The 21,226-nt window shown below is 61.7% G+C and carries 17 protein-coding genes; 10 read left to right on the top strand and 7 right to left on the bottom strand.

The annotated features are described in order from the left end of the window. Positions 1-130: 130 nt before the first annotated feature. The 3 genes from CW354_RS12750 to CW354_RS12740 all read left to right on the top strand — a co-directional run bounded on the left by CW354_RS12750 (position 131) and on the right by CW354_RS12740 (position 5,854). The gene (locus tag CW354_RS12750; RefSeq protein ID WP_133162304.1) at positions 131-1,207 is read left to right on the top strand and encodes an efflux RND transporter periplasmic adaptor subunit; all 1,077 of its coding nucleotides are present in this window, start codon (positions 131-133) and stop codon (positions 1,205-1,207) included. Then, complete coding sequence (locus CW354_RS12745; protein ID WP_104830482.1) at positions 1,204-4,488, top strand: efflux RND transporter permease subunit; 3,285 nt, start codon at positions 1,204-1,206, stop codon at positions 4,486-4,488. The genes CW354_RS12750 and CW354_RS12745 overlap by 4 nt, the downstream gene beginning before the upstream one ends. A gap of 220 nt (positions 4,489-4,708) precedes the next feature. Continuing rightward, positions 4,709-5,854 carry a glycine cleavage T C-terminal barrel domain-containing protein gene (locus CW354_RS12740; RefSeq protein ID WP_104830481.1) on the top strand — a complete coding sequence of 382 codons (1,146 nt, stop codon included), beginning with the start codon at positions 4,709-4,711 and terminating at the stop codon, positions 5,852-5,854. A gap of 12 nt (positions 5,855-5,866) precedes the next feature. On the opposite strand, the gene CW354_RS12735 is transcribed toward CW354_RS12740, so the two are convergent. After that, positions 5,867-6,874, bottom strand: a complete 1,008-nt coding sequence (locus tag CW354_RS12735) for a LysM peptidoglycan-binding domain-containing protein (protein WP_104830480.1) — start codon at positions 6,872-6,874, stop codon at positions 5,867-5,869. Positions 6,875-6,976: 102 nt separating this feature from the next. Between CW354_RS12735 and CW354_RS12730 the strand changes: the two genes are divergently transcribed. Continuing rightward, complete coding sequence (locus tag CW354_RS12730; protein ID WP_104830479.1) at positions 6,977-7,531, top strand: LOG family protein; 555 nt, start codon at positions 6,977-6,979, stop codon at positions 7,529-7,531. A 206-nt stretch (positions 7,532-7,737) separates the two neighbouring features. On the opposite strand, the gene gltX is transcribed toward CW354_RS12730, so the two are convergent. Then, positions 7,738-9,066, bottom strand: coding sequence for a glutamate--tRNA ligase (gltX, locus tag CW354_RS12725; RefSeq protein ID WP_104830478.1), 1,329 nt, complete (start codon positions 9,064-9,066; stop codon positions 7,738-7,740). A 152-nt stretch (positions 9,067-9,218) separates the two neighbouring features. Between gltX and CW354_RS12720 the strand changes: the two genes are divergently transcribed. Continuing rightward, entirely contained in the window at positions 9,219-9,911 is a 693-nt protein-coding gene (locus CW354_RS12720) for a VPLPA-CTERM sorting domain-containing protein (protein ID WP_133162303.1), read from the top strand. Between the two features lie 52 nt (positions 9,912-9,963). On the opposite strand, the gene CW354_RS12715 is transcribed toward CW354_RS12720, so the two are convergent. Further along, complete coding sequence (locus tag CW354_RS12715) at positions 9,964-10,815, bottom strand: alpha/beta fold hydrolase (RefSeq protein ID WP_165793691.1); 852 nt, start codon at positions 10,813-10,815, stop codon at positions 9,964-9,966. A 238-nt stretch (positions 10,816-11,053) separates the two neighbouring features. Here CW354_RS12715 and CW354_RS12710 point away from each other — a divergent pair, with 238 nt between their 5' ends. After that, entirely contained in the window at positions 11,054-13,441 is a 2,388-nt protein-coding gene (locus tag CW354_RS12710; protein WP_104830475.1) for a TonB-dependent receptor plug domain-containing protein, read from the top strand. A gap of 13 nt (positions 13,442-13,454) precedes the next feature. After that, positions 13,455-14,711 carry an aminotransferase class V-fold PLP-dependent enzyme gene (locus CW354_RS12705; protein WP_104830474.1) on the top strand — a complete coding sequence of 419 codons (1,257 nt, stop codon included), beginning with the start codon at positions 13,455-13,457 and terminating at the stop codon, positions 14,709-14,711. 317 nt (positions 14,712-15,028) lie between these two features. On the opposite strand, the gene CW354_RS12700 is transcribed toward CW354_RS12705, so the two are convergent. From CW354_RS12700 to CW354_RS12690, 3 genes are read right to left on the bottom strand one after another with little or no spacing between them, the layout of a single operon-like run. After that, positions 15,029-16,699, bottom strand: a complete 1,671-nt coding sequence (locus tag CW354_RS12700) for an NAD+ synthase (RefSeq protein WP_243396400.1) — start codon at positions 16,697-16,699, stop codon at positions 15,029-15,031. 44 nt (positions 16,700-16,743) lie between these two features. Beyond that, a complete protein-coding gene (locus CW354_RS12695; protein WP_104830473.1) occupies positions 16,744-17,118 on the bottom strand; it encodes a metallopeptidase family protein in 375 nt (124 codons plus the stop codon). Then, positions 17,115-18,506 carry a serine hydrolase domain-containing protein gene (locus CW354_RS12690; protein ID WP_133162301.1) on the bottom strand — a complete coding sequence of 464 codons (1,392 nt, stop codon included), beginning with the start codon at positions 18,504-18,506 and terminating at the stop codon, positions 17,115-17,117. The genes CW354_RS12695 and CW354_RS12690 overlap by 4 nt, the downstream gene beginning before the upstream one ends. A gap of 126 nt (positions 18,507-18,632) precedes the next feature. Between CW354_RS12690 and CW354_RS12685 the strand changes: the two genes are divergently transcribed. Both CW354_RS12685 and CW354_RS12680 read left to right on the top strand, forming a co-directional pair. After that, positions 18,633-19,337, top strand: coding sequence for a CoA transferase subunit A (locus CW354_RS12685; protein WP_104830471.1), 705 nt, complete (start codon positions 18,633-18,635; stop codon positions 19,335-19,337). Then, a complete protein-coding gene (locus CW354_RS12680; RefSeq protein WP_104830470.1) occupies positions 19,337-19,975 on the top strand; it encodes a 3-oxoacid CoA-transferase subunit B in 639 nt (212 codons plus the stop codon). Before CW354_RS12685 ends, CW354_RS12680 begins: the two co-directional genes overlap by 1 nt. A 7-nt stretch (positions 19,976-19,982) precedes the next feature. Here the strand turns inward: CW354_RS12680 and CW354_RS12675 are convergent, their stop codons facing one another. Next, positions 19,983-20,690 (bottom strand): winged helix-turn-helix transcriptional regulator, encoded by a 708-nt coding sequence (locus tag CW354_RS12675; RefSeq protein WP_104830469.1) that lies wholly within the window; start codon positions 20,688-20,690, stop codon positions 19,983-19,985. A gap of 201 nt (positions 20,691-20,891) precedes the next feature. Here CW354_RS12675 and CW354_RS12670 point away from each other — a divergent pair, with 201 nt between their 5' ends. Continuing rightward, on the top strand, positions 20,892-21,173 hold the full coding sequence (locus CW354_RS12670; protein ID WP_104830468.1) for a hypothetical protein: 282 nt from the start codon (positions 20,892-20,894) through the stop codon (positions 21,171-21,173). The last annotated feature ends 53 nt before the right edge of the window (positions 21,174-21,226 follow it).

Here is a 21,226-nt window from a genome sequence, read left to right as displayed (position 1 = left end):
CGCAGCGATCTTCAGCTATATCGCTTGAAGCGCTGCGGTATACTTCCCAGTATAGGCGCGCGTGAAGACTTTCTTCACGGATAAGCTTTTTAACCTCCTGTTATCCCTCTTTTACGCAAGAGCCGGCGCCATGAATGTCCCTCAATCCGTCAAGCTTGCCGGCGTCTTCGTCGTCCTGATCGTCCTTTATTTTCTGGTCAAAGGCCTTTTCGGCGGCGCTCCCGCCTCTTCCGAAGACGCCGGGGCCGCCGCGCCGGACGACTTCACCGTTATTTATCAGACCGTGACGCCGCAGGACTGGCGCGACGAGGTGATCGTGCGCGGGCGCACCGAAGCCGACCGCAAGGTGATCGTGCGCGCCGAAACCAGCGGCGCTGTCGCTGAAACGCCGGCCGAACTCGGCGCGCTCGTCTCCAAAGGCGACATTCTTTGCCGCCTCAATGTGGACGCCCGCCAGGCCCAGCTCGCCGAGGCGCGCGCCTCCCTCGCCAAAGCGAAACTCGACTACGACGCAGCGGTGAAGCTGAACGAAGACGGCTTCCGGTCCGAGACCGCCGTTGCACAGGCAAGAGCAATGCGCGACCAGGCGGCGGCGCAGCTCGAGCGCGCGCGGAACGAACTACAAAAGACCGACATCAAGGCGCCGTTCGACGGGGTTTTCGACAAACGTCATGTGGAGCTCGGCGATTTCATGAATGTGGGCGATCCGTGCGCCACCGTCATTCAGCGTTCGCCCTTTCTCGTCGTCGGCGCCGTGTCCGAACGCGACGTCGCAAAAATCAAGAAAGGCGACCGCGGCCGCGCCCGCCTCGCCACCGGCGAAACCATTGACGGCGTCGTGCGCTTCGTGGCGACGAGCGCCGAGCCGGCGACCCGCACATTCGACGTGGAGCTTGAAGTCCCGAACGAGGACGGGCTCTTGCGCGACGGCGTCACCGCGGAATTCACGGTTTTCGCCGAGGAGCGCAGCGCCCATCGCGTGCCGCGCGCGGCGCTCGTTCTCAATGACGGCGGCGATATCGGCTTGAGAACCCTCGATGAGGAGAATATCGTCGGCTTCGAGCCGGTGCGGCTGATCGGCGAAACGCCGTCCGGCGTCTGGGTCGCCGGTCTTTCCGGCGACGCGCGGGTCATCACCGGCGGCCAGCTTTACGTGAATGAAGGCCAGAAAGTCGCCGCCGTCGAAGCAGACGAGGCTGATTCATGACCTCGATCATCGACGCCGCTTTTGCGCGCACCCGCGTCGTCATGACGGCGCTGGTCGTCATGGTGTTCTTCGGTCTCGTCGCCTATCAGACCATTCCGCGCGAGGGCGATCCCGACGTGCCCGTGCCGTTCGTGGGCGTCACCATTCCCCTGCCCGGCGTTTCGCCCGAAGACGGCGAGCGCCTGTTGTTGCGGCCGACCGAACTCGAACTGCAAAACGTCGAAGGCCTGAAACAGATGGACGCCTTCGCCTATGACAGCGCGGCGCAGTTCATCCTGGAGTTTCAGCCGACCGTCGACATCGATCAGGCTGTGCTTGACGTGCGCGAGGCCGTCGACCGCGCCAAGTCCGAATTCCCGAGCGACGCTGAAGAACCGATCATTCAGGAATTCAACGCCCAGACCCAGTTCCCAATCCTGACCACCGTGATTTACGGCGACGCGCCCGAACGCGCGCTGTTGCAGATCGCCCAGCGTCTCGAAGACAAGCTCGAGAGCATTTCCGGCGTTCTTGAAGCGCGACTCACCGGCGCGCGCGACGAACTTCTCGAAGTCATCGTCGACCCGGAGGTGCTCGAATCCTACGGCCTGACCGAACTCGAAGTCCTGAACGCCGTCACCTCGAACAACCAGCTCGTCACCGCCGGTTCGGTCGATGTCGGCGACGGGCGGTTCACGGTGAAAGCGCCGGGCCTCGTGCGCAACGCCCGGGATCTCGCCGACACGCCCGTGCGCGTCAGCGGCGAAAACGTCCTCACCATCGGCGACGTCGCCTCCGTGCGCCGCACCTTCAAGGACCGCGAGGGCTACGCCATCTTCAACGGCGATCTCGCCATCGGCGTCGAAATTTCCAAGCGCTCGGGCTTCAATATCGTCGAGACCATCGAGGAGGCGCGGCGCGTCATCGAGGAAGACGCGAAAACCTGGCCCGCGACCATCCATTACGAATTCATCAGCGACCAGTCGACTTTCGTCAAAGACAGCCTCGAAGGCCTCACCGCCTCGGTGATGACGGCGATCCTCCTGGTGATGATCGTCGTCGTCGCCGCGCTCGGCCTCCGGTCGGCGCTGATGGTCGGCATCGCCATCCCGTCGACCTTCCTCATGGGGTTCCTGCTCCTCGCGGTCTCCGGCTACACGCTCAACATGATGGTGATGTTCGGCCTCATCCTGGCGGTCGGCATGCTGGTCGACGGCGCCATCGTCATCGTCGAATACGCCGACCGGCGCATGGCCGAGGGGGCGCCGCGGCGCGAAGCCTATCTCGAAGCCTCGAAACGCATGTTCTGGCCGGTCATCACCTCGACGGCGACGACGCTGGCCGCCTTCGTGCCGTTCCTGTTCTGGAAGGACACGGTGGGCCAGTTCATGAAATTTCTGCCGCTCACCCTGATCTTCATCCTCCTCTCCTCGCTCCTGGTGGCGCTCATCTTCCTGCCGGTGATCGGCACGCTGTTCGCCATTCCCGACTGGGCGAAAAAGAAATTCAAGATCAAGGGCAAAACCGAAAAGCCGGAAAAGAAATACGAGGTCGATGAAATCGACCCGACGACCCTCGACGGCCCTATCGCAACTTACGCCAAAGTGCTGAAACAACTCGTGCGGCGCCCTTTGATGGTCGCCGCCGCGGCCGTGGGCGTGGTGGTCGTGTGCATCTCGTCCTTCATCGCCGCCGCTCCGGAAGTCGAATTTTTCATCCGCAATGACGACGACCAGATCAATGTCCTCGTTCTGGCGCGGGGCAATCTCTCGGCGGAGCAGAAAATCGACATTGTCGAGGATGTCGCCGCCCGCGTCGAAGATCACCCGGCGATCAAGCACATCTATATTCAGACCGGGCCGGAGCTCGCCCGCGGCAATGACACGCCGGTGGAGACCATCGGCCAGGTCGGCGTCACGCTGGTGGACTACACCCAACGCGAGCACTCCTACACCGTGCTCGACGAGTTGCGCGAGCGCGTGCGGGGCGTGCCCGGCGTTCATGTAGAGGTGCGCCAGCGCGCGCCCGGCCCCGATGTGGGCAAGGACGCGCAGGTGGAGATTTCCTCGCCCGACTTCGAGGCCATGGTCGCCGCTGCAAAGAAGACGCGGGACTTTGTCGACAACGCCGTCATCGAGATCGACGGCCAGGACGTGCCGGCTTACATGGACCAGGAAGACACGCTGCCGCTGCCCGGCATCGAATGGGAGGTCGAAATCGACCGCGCCCGCGCCGGACGTTACGGCCTTTCGGTGCAGCAGGCGGGCGCCGTTCTGCAATTCGTTACCGACGGCCTTCTCGTCGACAAATACCGCCCCCAGGACGCCGACGACGAAGTCGACATTCGCGTGCGCTATCCGGAAGAGAACCGCAATCTATTCGCCCTCGACCAGGTGCGCGTGCAGACGCCGCAAGGCTCCGTGCCGCTGTCGAATTTCGTCACGGTCGCGCCGAAGCCCCAAGTCGACCGGATCACGCGGCGCGACGGCGCGCGCATTATCGAGGTCAAGGCGAACGGCAACACCAATGTCGAAGGCCATGCGGTGAGCCAGGACCGCGCCATCGATCTCTTGAAAGACTGGCTCGAGACCGGCGCCCTCGGACCGGACGTCACCTGGGTGATGCGCGGCGCCGACGAGGAAACCGCCGCCGCGGCGAGTTTTTTCCAGAACGCCATGCTCGCCGCGCTGTTCATGATCGCAATGATCCTGCTCCTCGAATTCAACAGTTTCTATCACGCCGCGCTGACCTTGAGCGCGGTCATCCTGTCGGTTTTCGGCGTGCTTTTATCCATCGCGATCACCGGCCAGTATATCTCCGTCATCATGACAGGCACCGGCATCGTGGCGCTCGCCGGGATCGTGGTGAACAACAACATCGTCCTGATCGACACGTATCAATATTTGAGGCGCAAAGGGCTTGGCGTCGAAGACGCCGTCGTCAGGACGGCGGCGCAGCGCATTCGCCCGGTGCTCCTGACCACCGCCACGACCATTCTCGGGCTGTTGCCCATGGTGTTCGAGATCAGCGTCGATTTCGGCGCAGGCACGATCACCCACGGCTCAACCACCTCCGACTGGTGGGTGCTGCTCTCCTCGGCCGTGGTCTACGGCCTCGCCTTTTCGACCGTGCTGACGCTGATCCTGACGCCGGTGATGCTCGCGGCGCCGACCGTATTGCGCAACCGCCTGCCGGGCGCAATCGGCTGGATGAACCGCAAGCTTCCTTTCAAAAAACGCGGCGCGGCAGAACCCGATGAACAGCGCCAGATAGAAAGCGATGTTCCGCGCGCGGCGGAATAAGCCGGCCCGGGAACTTATAGCCGGTCATTCCGTTTGCAGACTGAAAGCGGGCATTCTCCTGCGATATCCTGAAGGTCTCGAAAGGACCGGCGCGGCGCGCATCACATTCAGATTATAATGATCTCTATATTCGGAAATAATCGCCGTTTGGGCTTGATCCACAGCGCGCCTTGTTGCCTTGTCGCCGCCGACCAGCAGACCTGACCCTGAGGGAGCCAATATGACTTCAAACTCAAGCTCGGTGGGATTTGGCGCGCAAATCCGTCAATCGCCCTATTTCGATGCGACGCTGCGGTGGGGCGCCAAGGGGTTCTCCGTTTATAATCACATGTACATACCCCGCAGTTTCGGCGATCCGGTTGAGAATTTCTGGAATCTCGTCGAACGCGCCATTCTCTGCGACGTCGCGGCCGAACGTCAGGTCGAGATCACCGGCCCCGACGCGGCGGCCTTCGTCCAGTTGCTGACGCCGCGCAATCTTTCCAAATGCAAGGTCGGTCAGTGCAAATATGTTCTGCTGACCAGTCAGGAAGGCGGGATCATCAACGATCCCGTGCTGCTCCGCCTCGGCGAAAATCATTTCTGGCTTTCTCTCGCGGACAGCGACGGGTTGCTCTGGGCCAAAGGCGTCGCGGCCTATGCGGGAATGAATGTGGACATCCGCGAGCCTGACGTCTCCCCGCTGCAATTGCAGGGGCCGCGCTCTCTCGACATCATGAAGGCCCTGTTCGGCGACGACATCGAGACGCTCAAATATTACTGGCTGATCGAGACGGAGCTCGACGGCATTCCTCTCGTCGTGTCGCGCACCGGCTGGTCGAGCGAACGCGGTTACGAGATCTATCTCAGGGATCACCGCATGGGCGACCGGCTTTGGGAGATAATCATGGCCGCCGGAGAACCTTTCGGCCTCAAGCCCGGCCACACCTCGACGATCCGGCGGATCGAAGGCGCCATGCTGTCCTATCACGCCGACATGGACATCGACGCCAATCCCTTCGAGCTCGGCCTCGACCGCCTCGTCGATCTGGAAATGGAGGCGCCCTTCATCGGCAAGGACGCCTTGAAAGCGATCAAGGCCAGGGGCGTTTCGAGACTTTTCGTCGGGTTTGAAATCGACGGCCCGCCGCTGGCCGGACCCAATGACAAACACTGGCCTTTAACGGCGAAGGACGAAACGGTCGGCCATATCACCTCGGCCGTCTATTCGCCCCGTCTGGAAAAGAACATCGCCTTGGGGCTGGTCGACATCAGCCACAGCACGAAAGGCGCTGAATTGACGACGGCGTGCGAAGCGGGCGAGCGTAAAGCGACCGTCGTCGAAAAACCGTTTTACGACCCCAAGAAAAAACTTGCGAGCGCTTAACCGCGAGGCGGCCTAGTTCGCCTCTTCTTCCTCCGCAGGCGCGTCTTGCGTTTCCTCCTCCTCGGCGCCCGGCACGTCGAAAATCTGGCCGGGATAGATCAGGTCCGGATTGCGGATCTGCGCCGCATTCGCCGCGTAGATGATCGTATATTGCGCGCCCTCGCCATAGGCGCTGCGCGCAATGCGCCACAGGCTGTTGCCGGGCTGGACGACGACCCTGCCATCGCGAATATCGATTTGATCGGGGCGTTCGCGCTGGAACGGCAGCTCGATCGCATATTCCGGCCGGCCGTCCTGATCGAGCTGGATCACCAGCAACTGATAGACCCCGGGCTCGATCTGCACTTCGGGAGCGAGCGTCCAGCGCCCGTCCTCGTCTGCGGGCGTGCGGCCGATCAGCTGGCGGTTGATGTAAAGTTCGACGACGCGATTGGGCGTGGCGCGGCCGGAAAAGATCACCGCGCCGGTGTCGTCATAGTCGATGACGTCTAGCGACAGGGGCCCGAGCCCTTCCGGGCGTTCGCTCGGCTCCTGCAGGACTTCCGTCGCCCCGCCCGGCGTCGTTCTGAGGACCAGCGGGAGGTCGCCTTCGCGTTCCGGCACATAAATGACGATCGTCTCTTCGGAACGGACGATGACGCCGTCTTCGGTTTCCATGGAGAGGCTGAGCTCCACGGGCCCCGCGTCGAGCGGCGTGTCCGTCGCCACCGCCCAGGTTCCATCAGGCTCGGCGGGGAGTTTCGCAAGCTCTTCATCATTGGCGTAGATGGTGACTTCCGAGCCGGGCTTGGCGCGGCCGGCGATGACGGCGTAGCCCGAGCGGTCGACCCGCACGATGTCGAAACTCGGGAGCGCCGCTTCGGCGGGCTCTTCTTCGGCGGGCTCTTGCGCATCGGGTTCGGCCGGCGCGGCGGTTTCCTGCGTCGGGCTTTCTTCTTCGATGATCTTAAATCGTTCGGCGGCCTTCCAGCCGATAAAACCGAGGACAATCAGTAACAGGATTATGATGACGATGCGCACGAGAACAGGCTCCTTAACGCTTCTTAGGATGTCTCGAATACACTTTACCCATATGGAAATCCGCGTACAATGCCACCCCAACAACAAGAAACGTGTAAGGCCATGAAATCATTATGTGTTTACTGCGGCTCGCGGCCCGGAAACGATCCCGCCTTTAAAGAAGCCGCCATATCGGTAGGACAGGAAGCAGCCCGACGCGGCTGCCGTATCGTCTATGGGGGCGGAAAACTCGGCCTCATGGGCGCGACCGCCGGCGCAGCGCGCGATTCAGGCGGCAAGGTTTTCGGCGTCATCCCCGATTTTCTCGTAGAACTCGAAGGCGTGCTCGAAGGCGTCGATCATAAGATCGTCGACAACATGCATGAGCGCAAAATGCTGATGTATGAGGAGTCGGACGCTTTTCTCACCCTGCCCGGCGGCATCGGCACGCTGGAAGAACTTGTCGAGGTTCTGTCCTGGGCGCGGCTCGGCCTTCACAAGAAGCCGATCATCGTCCTCGACATCAACGGCTTCTGGTCGCCGCTGCGCGAGCTGATCAAGCACTTCGTGGAAAAAGAGCTCGCCGACAAGCTGCTGGTCGACGATCTGATCTTCGTCGACAATGTCGAAGCGGTGTTCGACACGGCGGAAAAACGCATGCTGCGCGCCCGCGCGTAAGTCTTTACAGAGCCTGAGGCCAAACCCGCATCATCATCTCTTCATCCTGAGGAGCCCAATCGTCTTCGTCCTTCGAGACGCGCGCATTGCATGCGCGCCCTCAGGATGAAGACGATTGGGCGTCTCGAAGCTTGTCCTCGGGCCGGCCTTTGGCCGGACCCGGGGGGGGGGGGGGGGACGATGATGCGGGTTTGGCGTTAGGCTCTTCAGGCGCGCTCGCCGTTCAGGCGGGCGCGGGCTTTCTCCGATCCGATCAGCGGAAACAGCGCGGCCATTTCCGGCCCGCGCTGGCGGCCCGTGAGGGCAAGGCGCAAGGGCATGAAAAGGGCCTTGCCTTTGGCGCCGGTTTTTTCCTTCACGGCGTTGGTGAACGCCGTCCAGCTGTCCGTATCCAGTTGATCGGGCACCAGCGCCGCGGCGGCTTTGGCGAAGTCCTGATCCTCAATCACCGGATCGACCGCGCCGTCGACCACTTCGATCCACGCGGCGGCGTCTTTCAGGCGCGTGATATTCCCTTTCACCGCTTCCCAAAGCGCTTCGGAAACGCCGATTTTTTCGAGCCGGTCCGCGACTTTATCGTAAGGCGTCTCGTGCAGGATCTTGGCGTTCAATGCCTCGAGCTCGGCCATGTCGAAGCGCGCCGGCGCGCGGCCGACGCGGTCGAAGTCGAAGCTTTCCGCGAGCGCCTGAAGATCGGGCTGCGGCAGCACCGGATCGGCGGTGCCGAGTTTCGCAAGCAGGCTGGTGATCGCCGCGGGTTCGAGACCGTCCTCGCGCATCGCCTCGATCGAGAGCGAGCCGAGCCGTTTCGACAGGCCCTCGCCGTCTGCGCCGACCAGCAGCGAGTGATGGGCGAATTGCGGCGGCTCGCCGCCCAGCGCTTTCATCAGCTCGATCTGCACGCCCGTATTGGTGACGTGATCCTCGCCGCGCATCACATGGGTGATCTTGGAATCGATATCGTCGACGCAGCTCGGCAGCGTATAAAGATACATGCCGTCTTCGCGGATCAGCACCGGATCGGAAACGCTCGCCGTGTCCACCGTGGTCTCGCCGCGGATGAGGTCGTCCCATTTGACAACGCCCTGGGAGAGCTTGAAGCGCCAGTGCGGCTTCCGGCCTTCCGCTTCATACGCGGCGATCTGATCGTCCGTCAGGGCCAGCGCCGCGCGGTCGTAAACCGGCGGCAGGCCGCGGGCGCGCTGGATCTTGCGCTTGCGGTCGAGCTCTTCGGCGCTCTCGTAACAGGGATAAAGGAGCTCCGCCGCCTTCAGCTTCTCCACCGCCGCGTCATAGCGGTCGAAACGCGCGGACTGGCTGAAGGTCTCGTCATAATCGAGCCCCAGCCAGGCGAGATCGGCGCGGATGCCGTCCTCGAAGGCCTTGGTCGAGCGCTCGAGATCGGTGTCGTCGATCCGGAGGACGAAAATCCCGCCGGATTTGCGGGCGAAAAGCCAGTTCCAGAGGGCGGCGCGCACATTGCCCACATGGATTTTTCCGGTGGGGGACGGCGCAAAGCGGACTTTGACGGTCATGGGTGTTCCAGCTGTCGAAAAGCGACGCCTTAACCCTTCCCCGAACGCCGGTCAAACGGGCTGCCGGAGGCCCCCGCGGCGTTGAGGCGGCTGGCCTCCTTCTTGAAACGGAGAGGGCGAAACACCCAATGCCGCTGCAAGGAGTTAATAAAGTGTTGCGCCTTAAAACAGTTTTCGCCGGTCTGGCCGGCCTCGCCGCCGCCATCGCCCTGCCCGCCGCCGCCAATGCGGCGACCGTCTCGATCCGGGACAATCCGGACAATGGCGGCTCGGTCTTCGCCACCGGGCTCGGCCGCTCCATCTCAATCCAGCATGACGGGTCGAACCGCAATGTTCAGGCGGGGGCCTTCTCCCTGCAGCATGACGAAAATGGCGGCTGGACCGATTTCGTCACTTTCTGCCTTCAGCTTTCGGAATATCTCTCCCTGCCGAAAGATCACGAGCGCGTCGCGGGCGGCGACTATTTCGGCTCTTCGGACGACCTCGAAGCCCTGGGCGTCCTCTATGGCGATCTCATGACCGCCGATTTCGCCCTCAAAAATGCGAACACCGCCGCCGCCGCCCAGGCCATCGTCTGGGAAATCGTCGAAGACGGCGCGACCTCCTTCGATCTCGCCGCCGGCGACTTCAAACTTTTCACCTCTGACGTGCTTTCCGAAGCGCAAAGCCTTTGGGCGCTGATCATCTCCGGCGATTATCTCGCCAGTGCGGTCGACGTCTTCCATGCGCGCGGCACCCAGGACCTTCTCACCTCGGCCGTGCCGATCCCGGGCGCCCTGCCGCTGCTTCTTTCCGGCATTGCCGGTCTCGGCTTTGCAAGCCGCAAACAGCGCAGCCGCGTCTGAACAAAGTCATCGTGGGGGATGAGAAGGCCGGGTTCGCCCGGCCTTTTCTTTTTTATCCGGCGTGTGTTTGAAGAAACCCGTCGAGTTCTTCGAAAAAGCGCGGCTCCGAAGCGCGAGTCGCATGAATGCGGTGGGAGGCGCCCTCGACCAGGACAATCCGGGCGCCGGGATTCGCCGCAACGAAGCGCTTTTCATGTCCGGCCAGAATCGCTGCGCCTAACGCGGGATCGGCACGCAACAAAAAGGTCGGAACTTTAAGCGGCTTACTCGGGTCGAAACTTTCAAACTGCGCTGTCGAGCGCGCAGCCTCCCAACAGGCCGGGTCCTGACGCATATAACCGGACGCTGCGCTCAAGAGATGCCGCGGGCTTGTATGGTCGCTGCGCGGTCCGCCCAACGCCGTCGGCATCGTCCTAGTCCATTCAAGATAGCGGTCGAAAGCGGCGCCGGTCAGTTTTGCCTCCTCCAAGAAGGCATGGATCGCCGCGAAGGCTTTCGCAGGGCCGGAATTTTCGAAATCATCCCGATCGTCCATAAAATAGGGCGGGTCTTCTAAAAAGAGCGCCTTCAAAAACCGGTGCGGTTCATGCCCAAGATAAGCAGCGGCGACGGCGCCCAGCGAATGACCGGCAACGATCGTTGGTCTACGGATAAAATCGAGCATCGCCGCAGCGTCCGAAGCGTAATCCTCCACAAAATAAGAGCCCGCGCGGTCCGAATGGCCGTGCCCGCGAAAATCGAGCGTCCAGACATGAAAGCGGTCTTCATAACGGCGCGCCGCCTCCTCCCAGGTGTCGCGCGAGCCGGCGATGCCGTGAAGAAAGAGGATGTCCGGCGCGCCTTCCGGCCCGTAAACAGAGGCGGTGAGATCAAGGCCGTCGTTTTTAACAGTGATGTCGGTCATGGGCTTCCATCTTAAAAGCATTCTATTTTTAAAAGCGGACCGGATAGCGGTCAAACCGGGAGCGCAATAAGCGCGCTTTGATTTCTCTTGAGAATAAAACCATGGCGCGCCGAAATGGCGTTTGAAAAGGCTTTTCCCGCCCCGCGGCAATGGTCAAAAAACCCTCACAATTCTAAAACAAAACCGTCATCACAGTCTGATTAATGCCCCACATCAGTGTTCCTTTAAAAGGTGGGGTATGTTCAAGAAACTTTCTGTCATCGCGCTCGCGCTCATTGTCAGCGCGGCGGCGCAAGCTTATGCGCAAGCTGAAACACAAAGCGGCGATACGATTATCGTCACCGGCACGCGCGCAGAAGGGCGCACGGCGTTCGACAGTCTCGCGCCGGTCGACGTGATTTCCGACGACGCGCTCGATCTCACCGCGTCCGATGAAATCATGGACTCGCTCGCCCAACTGGCGCCGTCCTTCAATGTGCAGCGCCTGCCCATGAATGACGGCCTCATCTTCGTGCGGCCCGCCCGTTTGCGCAATCTTTCGCCGGACCACACGCTAGTTCTGGTCAACGGCAAGCGCCGCCACCGCTCGGCTCTTCTCGGCTCGAACGGCGCACAGGCGCCGGACCTGGCGCAGATCCCGTCTTTCGCGGTGAAACGCATCGAAGTCCTGCGCGACGGCGCCTCGGCGCAATACGGCTCGGACGCCATCGCCGGCGTCATCAACATCATTCTCGACGACGAACCGGGCCTCAGCGCCTTCGGCCAGTACGGGCAATATTACGAGAATGACGGCGACCAGTACCGTGCAGGCGTCCAAGGCGGTCTCGCCGGCGATTACGGATTTTTGAACGCCACCTTCGAGTTTTCCGACTCCGCGCGCACCTCGCGCACGCGCCAGCGCCAGGACGCCATCGATCTTCAGGCGGCCAATCCCGATCTCGACGTGCCGAACCCGGTGCAGAACTGGGGCCAGCCCGAACGCACCTCTTACCGCTTCGCCGTCAACAGCGCCTTCGACGCAGGCGTGACCGAGCTTTACGCCTTCGGGACTTACGGCTGGGGCACGGGCGTATCGGACTTCAACTGGCGCAACCCGACGACCACGAGCGCCTTCAACCCGAGCGCAGCGTTCCCTGGTTTCGATCTCAATGACATCTATCCGACCGGCTTCACGCCGCAATTCGGCCAGGACGACGAAGACTATTCCATCGCCGGGGGCTTGCGCGGCAATGGCGACGGCCCGTTCAGCTATGATGTGAGCGCAGGCTACGGCCGCAACGAAATTGACTACTTCATCTACGACACCATTAACGCCTCGCTCGGCCCCGACAGCCCGACATCGTTCGATCCGGGCAATCTCGTTCAGCGCGAATTCAACGTGAATGTCGATTTCGGTTATGAATGGGATTCCGGTTTTTTCGCAGAACCCGTCAACATCGCCTGGGGCGGCGAACGCCGCGAAGAAACCTATGAAATCGTCGCCGGCGATCCGGCCTCCTACGCCATCGGAGCGGGCGCGGCGGACGGCCTTCCTTCCGGCTCCAACGGCTTCCCCGGCTACTCCGAAGCGCAGGCCGGCGAATTCGATCAGACAAGCTACGCCGGTTACATCGACGTCGAAATCCCGGTGACGGCGTTCTGGACGCTGGGTCTTGCCGGGCGTTACGAAGATTTCAGCGAATATGGCGACTCCCTCGACGGGAAAATCTCCACGCGTTTTGAAATCACGCCGTCTTTCGCGCTCAGGGCCACCGCCTCCACCGGCTTTCGCGCGCCGACCCCGGGCCAGCTCTTCTCAGAGCGCACCTCGCAAGGGCTCGATACGGTGACGCTCAACATCTTCACCGCCGGCCGCTTCAGCCCGCTCGGCCCCGTCGCCGAAGTCATCAATGCGCGTCCGGATGCAAATATCCGCTCGCTCGACGCTGAAGAGTCGGAAAACTATACGATCGGCCTCGCCTGGAGCGAGGGCGGCTTCACCGCGACGGTCGATCTTTACCAGATCAACATTTCCGACCGCTTCGGCACCTCGCAAACCTTCAACCCGACGCCGGAAGAACAGGCTGAATTCGTCGCCCTCGGCGTGCCCGGCGGCGAAGGCATCACGCGCGTCAATTTCTTCCAGAACGATTTCGACACCCGCACCCGCGGCGTCGATGTCGTCGCCTCTTACGCGATGCAGGCCGGTCCGGGCGATCTCACCCTCACCGGCGCTTACAACTACAACTCGACGAAAGTCACCGACGGCGATCTCGCCGCGAATGAGACGACCCGGGTGCGCTTCGAGGAAGTGCTGCCGAACCATACGGCGACGGCGTCTGCGTCTTATGCGCTGGGCGCGCTCGAGCTCTTCGCCCGCGCGCGTTATTACGGGGGATGGACGGACTATTCGTTCAACGCCGACGGCGACATCTTCCAGGCGTTTGGCGGCGAGACATTCCTCGATCTCGCGGCGACCTATCGGTTCACGGATCAGCTTTCGATCCGGGCGGGCGCGGAAAACGTCTTCGACAATTATCCGGACGAAGCGGAGTTCCAGGCCAATCGCGGCCTCATCTATTCGCGCAACGCGCCTTACGACACCGATGGCGGCTTCTATTATGTTCGGCTCGACGTGAAACTGTGATAGCTTCACAAGCATGAAAGCATCACGACGCACAGTATTGAAAGGCGCCGCCGCGCTGGCGGCGCCTTCTTTCATTTCGGCGGCGCGCGCGAATAAGGGCGCCGTTGAGGACGAAGCCTATTGGCGCGAGGTCGCAAAGGCCTATGACGTCAAGAAAGACATCGTCAATCTCGAAAACGGCAATTGGGGCGTCATGGCGCGCCCGGTGACTGAGCGCTATTTCGAAAACCTGAAAAAGGTCAATCACGATAATTCCTATTACGCCCGCCGCGCCTATGGCGACGACTATCGCGCCATTCACGCCGAGCTCGCTTCCTTTCTCGGCGCGGGCGAAGACGAAATCGCGCTGACGCGCGGCGCCACCGAAGCCTTGAAAGCGCTGATCACACGCTACAACCGCTTAAAACCCGGCGACGCGGTGATGTACGCCGATCTCGATTACGGCTCCATGCAGGCGATGATGGACTGGCGCGCCGCTCAAAGCGGCTGCGCGGTCGTCAAGGTCTCGATCCCCGAGCCGTCGACCCATGACGGGCTCGTCGCCTTCTACAAAAAAGCGCTTGCGGACAATCCGTCGGTGAAGCTTCTCCTTCTCACCCATATCAGTCACCGCACGGGGCTCGCGATCCCGGTGAAGAAGATCGTCGCCGAAGCGAGAAAGGCGGGAGTCGACTGCATCGTCGATGCGGCCCATTCATGGGGACAGATGAATTTCACGGCGGACGATCTCGGCGCCGATTTCGTCGGCTACAATCTCCATAAATGGATCGGCGCGCCCATCGGCGTCGGCCTCGCCTATATCAAAAAAGGCCGCCTTAACGCCATCGATCCCGATCCGGGCGCGGGCGACTGGGAGCAGACCCGCATATCGGGCCGCATTCATACCGGCACGTCGGATTTCGCCGCTGTCCTGACCCTGCCCGAGGCTTTGAAATTCGGCCTTGAGATCGGCCCGGCGCTGAAAGCCGAACGCCTCGCTTATCTGCGCAATCTCTGGGTCGAGGCGGCGCGCGGCCTGCCCGACCTTCAGATTTTAACGCCGGACGATCCGCGCCTTCATGCGGGCATCACCTCGTTCCGGCTTGAGGGCAAAACCTCCGTCGAAGACAATGTCGCGCTGGTCGAGCGCCTGCTCTCGGAGTTCAACATCTTCACCGTCCACCGCGACGGCGTCGCCGCCGGGACTTGCGTGCGCGTAACGCCGACGCTTTACAACACGCCTCAGGATTCGCTTGCGCTGGCGAAGGCGTTGAAGACGATGGCGAGTTAGTCTTCTACCTTGAGTATCCGATTGTGATGCCCAGTTGAAAGCTGTGTTAGATATTGCTCTTCGGAATATAGATCATTTTTGTAACCAGGCACGGGTTTATAAGGCTCCCAGCCTTGCCACTCATGGTAGATCGTCATGGCTTCTGACCAAGATGCTGCAAAGAATTCGAATTGCAATTCATCTTCAGGTGCGACTTTAGCTCGCAATTCATCATGTTCACGGCTCGCTATGTTGCAAGACCACTCCAATCTATCGGGGCTAGCCCAAACCTGATGCTTTAGTTTAGGCAAAGCACACCTTTAAGGTTACATAGACTCTCACCGGTCCCGCCACCCGTTCGTAATCGGATAGCGCCGGTCGCGGCCGAAATTGACGCTGGCGACTTTCGGGCCCGGCGGCGCCTGGCGGCGTTTATATTCCGCGACATAAAGAAGATGCTCGACGCGGCGCACATCCTTTTCGTCATAGCCCTTGGCGACGATGTCTTTCACCGCCATTTCCTTTTCGACCAGCATTTCCAGGATCGGATCGAGCACCTCGTATGCGGGGAGCGAGTCTTCGTCCTTCTGGTCTTCGCGTAATTCCGCCGAAGGGGGCTTGGTGATGATCCGCTCGGGGATCACCTCTCCTTTCGGACCTTTCAGGTCGGCCGCGTGATGGGCGTTGCGCCAGCGGCAGAGCGCGAACACCTCGAGCTTGTAGAGATCTTTCAGCGGATTGAAGCCGCCATTCATGTCGCCATAGAGCGTCGCATAGCCGACGGACATTTCCGACTTGTTGCCGGTGGTCAACACCATGTCGCCGAACTTGTTCGACAGCGCCATGAGGATGACGCCTCGGAGGCGCGACTGGATGTTTTCTTCCGTCACATCTTTCTGCAAATTGCCGAAGGTCGGCGCCAGCATCTTGTCGAAAGCCTCGACGCCCGGCTCGATGCCAATTGAGCGATAGGTCACGCCGAGCGCCTTGGCGCAGCTTTCCGCATCCTCAAGGCTTTCCTTGGACGTATAGCGCGAAGGCATCATCACGCAGTGAACGGCCTCCGCGCCCAGCGCATCCACCGCGATGGCGGCGGTGAGCGCGGAATCGACGCCGCCGGAAAGCCCGATGACGACGCCCTTGAAGCGGTTCTTGGTCACATAATCGCGCACGGCCATGGTCACCGCGCGATAGACCATCTCTTCGCCGCCGACCCAGTCCGCTTCCGGCCCTTCGACGCAGGCCCATCCGGCGGCGTCTTTTTTCCAGCGCGTAATCGCTGTCGTCTCTTCAAATTGCGGCGCGCGATATTGAACGACGCCCGCCGAGTCCATGACGAAGGCCGCGCCCTCGAACAAGACCTCGTCCTGGCCCGCGAGCTGATTGACGAAGATGAGCGGCTTGTCGGTCGCCGCGACCCGGGCGCGCGCGGCCATCGTGCGTTCTTCAAGCGCGGTTTTGCGAAAGGGCGAGCCGTGGGGGACGATGAACATCTCCGCGCCTTTCGCGGCGAGGGCTTCCGCGGCGCCGGGCAGCCACATGTCCTCGCAGATCATGAGGCCGAGCTTGACGCCCTTGAACTCGGTCGGTTCGGGATAATGCTCCGCCGGCGTGAAGACGCGCGGCTCATCGAAGACGCCGTAATTCGGGAGCCGCACCTTGAAGCGCTTCGCCGCGATCTTTCCGTCGCTGAGAAGAAAGGCGCCGTTGTAAAGCGCGTCGCCCTCTTTCCAGGGCGCGCCGACGATCATCGCCGGGCCGCCATCTGCGGTTTCCGCGGCGAGCCGTTCCACCGCGTGCATGCAGGCGCGCTGGAAGGAGGGTTTCAGAACAAGGTCCTCGGGCGGATAGCCGGCGACCACCAGTTCGCAATAGATGACGAGATCGGCGCCCTCCTCCGCCGCCTGGCCCCGCGCCGTCAGGATGCGGTCCACATTGCCGTCGATATCGCCCACCACGGGGGCGATCTGGGCGATGGCGATGGAAAGGCTCTCTGTCATATCCCGCATTTATGCTCTTTTTGAGCAAATGTGAAGCGCCGCACGATTGCGGCTCATTCCGCCGCCTCTTCAATAGCGTGCATATCCTCGTCCGACAGCCCGAAATGATGGCCGATTTCATGGACCAGCACATGGGTCACGAGCTCCTCAAGGCCGATCCCCTCCTCCGCGGCTTCCGCGAGGATCGCCCGGCGGTAAAGATGGACATGGCTCGGCGCCGCATCCTCAGCCTCGCCGAACGGCACGCCCTCGAACAGCCCGGAGAGCTCAAGCGGATCGGAGATGCCCATCTCGCGCAGGATTTCCGGCTCCGGCTCTTCGGCGACGTGGATCACCACATTGCCGCAAAGCGCGCGAAACGCCGCCGGCAGGCGCTGATAAGCGGCGCGGGCCAGCGCATCGAAACGCTCAAGATCGGGCGCCGTCACGACGCCTCAGGGCTGCCGACCGCGTAATAGATGTCTTTCAACAACGGCGCGACCGCCTCCATGGCCGACCGGCCGCGGGTGAGGCCGGTCCTCACCACCACCATGCGCTTGTCGGGGATGATGAAAACATATTGGCCCTCATGGCCGGAGAAGAAATACATCTCTTCGGGAACGCCCGGAAAAAAGCGCGGGCGGGTTTCGCCCGCTTTGTTGAGCCAGAATTGCGCCCCATACTGATGATCCGACGCCGCCGCCGGCGCGCTCACATACTCCGCCCAGCCTTCGGGTAATAAACGCTCGCCGTCCCAGACGCCGTTTTGCAGATAAAGCTGACCCAGCCGCGCCCAGTCGCGCGCCGTCGCATAGACGAAAGAAGAGCCGATAAAGGTCCCTGAGGCGTCAGGCTCGAGGATAACGCTCGATGCGCCGATGGGCTCGAGGATCGCCTCGCGCGCAAACTCATGAAGCTCCAAGCCTTCATCCGCCAGGACCTCGCGCAGCGTGCGCGCAATGAGATTGGCTGTGCCGCTCGAATAATACCAGACCTCGCCCGGCACATGGTCGACGGGCATGCGCGCGGCGAAACCGCCGGCGTCGCCTTTTTCGAACAACATGCGGCTCACATCGGAGCGGACCTTGTCATAGTCCTCATCGAAGGCGAGGCCCGACTGCATGCGCAGGAGATCGTTCCAGGTGATTTTCGATTTCTCCGCATCGCCTTCCCATTCGGGCACCGGCGCGGGATCGTCGACATCGAGGTAACCCCGCTTCACCGCCGCGCCGACCAGAGTCGCGGTGACGCTTTTCGCCATGGACCAGGACAGGAAACGCGTCGCCGCGTCAAAGCCGTCGGCGTAACGCTCATCCACGATCTTTCCGTCCACCGCGACAAGCACCGCGCGATGGTTCGCCTCGTTGTTTTCGAACGCTTGCGTCAGCGCGAAATCGAGCGCCCCATAATCGACGCGGGGGATCGCCTTGCCGGAAACCGGCGGCGCTTCCGGCCAGGGCTCAGCGGCGAACCCCGCCGGCGCGGGCGGCAAGGGCGCGACCCGGCCGGCGTTCGCAAGCGTGCAGCCATAGCCCTCGCGATAGATCGCCCGGGCGCGCCCCAGACCGAACGGCCCGCGGGCGCGGACGGTTTTCGCGTCGGCGTCATATTTGACCCTGATCTGTTTCATGACATCCGGCATGCCTTTAAATTCGCCGGTGAGGACGACGCCGGCGTCGCGCCCTGCGACAAAAACTTCCGAACAGGCGGTCTTGGCCTTGTAACCGGCGCCGATGCGGGCCAGCCGGTCCGCCTGCACCCCGGCGTAGACAAGCCCCAGGGCGGCGGCCGCGCCGACGCCCGTGAGAATTTTGTGTTGAATTTTCCATTCAGTCATGGGGCCGGAGCTTAGCCGACGCCGCTGCGACGGCATAGCGCCGAAAACATCCGTTTTCGGCGCCGCCTTCATGTGGACGCCCCCCGGCTTTTGCGCTACTGCGAGGCGCAAATTCGGAGGCCTTTCATGAAGAAAATTCGCAAGGATGCGGCCGAAGCCCTGGACGGGCTCTTGTTCGACGGCATGACGATCATGGCGGGCGGATTCGGCCTTTGCGGGATCCCTGAAAATCTCATTCTCGCCCTGCGCGATTCAGGCGTCAAAGATCTGACGATCATTTCGAACAACGCCGGGGTCGACGATTTCGGGCTCGGCCTCCTGCTCCACACCCGCCAGATCAAGAAAATGGTCTCGTCTTATGTGGGCGAGAACAAGGAGTTCGAACGGCAATATCTGTCGGGCGAGCTCGAACTTGAATTCAACCCGCAAGGCACCCTCGCCGAGCGCTGCCGCGCCGGGGGGGCGGGCATCCCCGCCTTCTACACCAAGACCGGCGTCGGCACGCTGATCGCCGAGGGCAAGGAGCACAAGGAGTTCAACGGCGAGACCTATATCATGGAAACCGGCCTCGTCGCCGATCTTTCCATCGTCAAGGCCTGGAAGGCTGACCCGGAAGGCAATCTCCTTTACCGCAAGACCGCCCGGAACTTTAACCCGATGATGGCGACCGCCGGAAAGGCCACCGTCGCCGAAGTCGAAGAGATCGTATCGCTGGGCGATTTAGATCCGGACTGCATCCACACGCCGGGCATTTTCGTGCAGCGCCTTATCAAGGGCGACCATGAAAAACGCGTGGAACAAAGAACCGTCCGTCAGCGGGAGAATGCATAGTGGCTTGGGATAGAAACCAGATGGCCGAACGCGCGGCCAAAGAGCTTGAAGACGGTTTTTACGTCAATCTCGGCATTGGCATTCCGACGCTCGTCGCGAACTATATCGGCGAAGACATCGACGTGACGCTGCAGTCGGAAAACGGCATGCTCGGCATGGGGCCGTTTCCTTATGAGGACGAAGTCGACCCCGACCTCATTAACGCCGGCAAGCAGACCATCACCGAATTGCGCCGCACGTCGTATTTCTCAAGCGCCGACTCGTTCGGCATGATCCGCGGCGGGCATATCGACCTCTCGGTTCTCGGCGCCATGGAAGTCTCGGAAAAAGGCGATCTCGCCAACTGGATGATCCCGGGCAAGATGGTCAAAGGCATGGGCGGCGCCATGGACCTCGTCGCCGGCGTCAAGCGCGTCGTCGTCGTCATGGATCACGCGTCGAAATCGGGCGCGCCGAAGCTCTTGCATGAATGCGCGCTGCCGCTCACCGGCAAGCAAGTCGTCGATATGGTCATCACCAATCTCGGCGTCTTCGAGATCGAACGCGGCAAAGGCATGAAGCTTATCGAGCTTGCGCCGGAGGTCACTGTCGATGAGGTGAAATCTCTCACCGAAGCGGATTTCGAAGTCGCAGTCTGACGTTTGCCTAGAAAGACGCGGCGAGCGGCGTGACCGTTTCCGCGTCTTCATGCGCTTCCTTGTGAACGATGCAGCGCAGGAGGTGGCCGAGCGCTTTCTGGTCGCCGCTCATTTTCATCCGCGATTTCACTTCGTCGAGCGTCAGCTCCATCCGGAAAGCCTGCATGATCGTGGCGACATCGGAAATGATCGTCGCCACGGCGGGGCCGTCAGCGCCCCGGCGCACGGTCATCTGCCCGTTCATGTTGTAGATCGTGTAAGGAAACTCATCGATGATAATGTGGGCGACATAGTTGTTGTCGGGCTCCGGGCAATAGGCGGCGAAAATCTCGATCGCCAGCGCCACGGAATCGGGCTGCAGATTGTCCGTATAAATACATTCCCGCGCCGGCGAGGATTCCGGCCGCTCCATGAAGTAAAGGATCGACCATTTCATCAGGGTGCGCACGGAAGGGCGCAGCGCCTCGCCGGTGTCGGTGAGCCGGTAGCGCCCGCGCGCATCGCCCGAGGAGACGGCGTCCACAAGCCCGGCCTCTTCGAGCTCCTTCAGCCGCTTCGACAGGAGGTTCGCCCCGATCCCGGGCAAGCCCGCCTGCAGATCGCCGAAACGCTGCGGCCCTAAAAACAGCTCCCTCAGGATGAGAAGCGTCCAGCGCTCGCCCAGCAAATCCAGCGCATGGGCCAGAATGCAGTCCTGATTGTATGTGCGCGCCATTCGGCGTCCTCCCAGCCTTTAAAGAGGCAGTTTTTCTAACCCTACTATAAGCGTCACGTAATTGCCGTGCATATAACAAAATCGTGCGCTAGGTATAGAATATACTTGCAACTTCATTTTTATATAGTAATATCCATCATGTTTTCAATCGGCGAATAAAAATATATGCGCTGCGCCGGGCGCCTGAAAAGGAGAAACCCTATGCGTAACAAAGTGATAGCCGGCCTCGTCCTCAGCGCAGCCGCCCTCGCCGCGGCCCCTGCGGGCGCCGCCAACTGGACCGAAAAAGTCGGCATCTGCGCCGCCGCCGCGGAAGCGGAAGGCCTCGTGACCGCCGGCGCCTATCGCGCGAAATTCGTCAACGGCTCCGGCGCGGCGACCAAAACCGTCGCCATCGAGCTGATCCCCGACGCCGGCGAGGCCATCACCGCCGTGTGCAAGATCCGCCGCGGCGAAGTCACCGAATTCACGGTCAAGGCCTGAAACCAGGCTCTTAAAGACCGCGAAGACCCCGCGGCGGAAGGCGTTCCCTTGTA

This window comes from Hyphococcus luteus, from assembly GCF_002943565.1.
Classification (GTDB): Bacteria; Pseudomonadota; Alphaproteobacteria; order Caulobacterales; family Parvularculaceae; genus Hyphococcus; species Hyphococcus luteus.
Note: the sequence above shows the minus strand (reverse complement) of the source record. Positions and strands in the feature narration are given on the sequence as shown.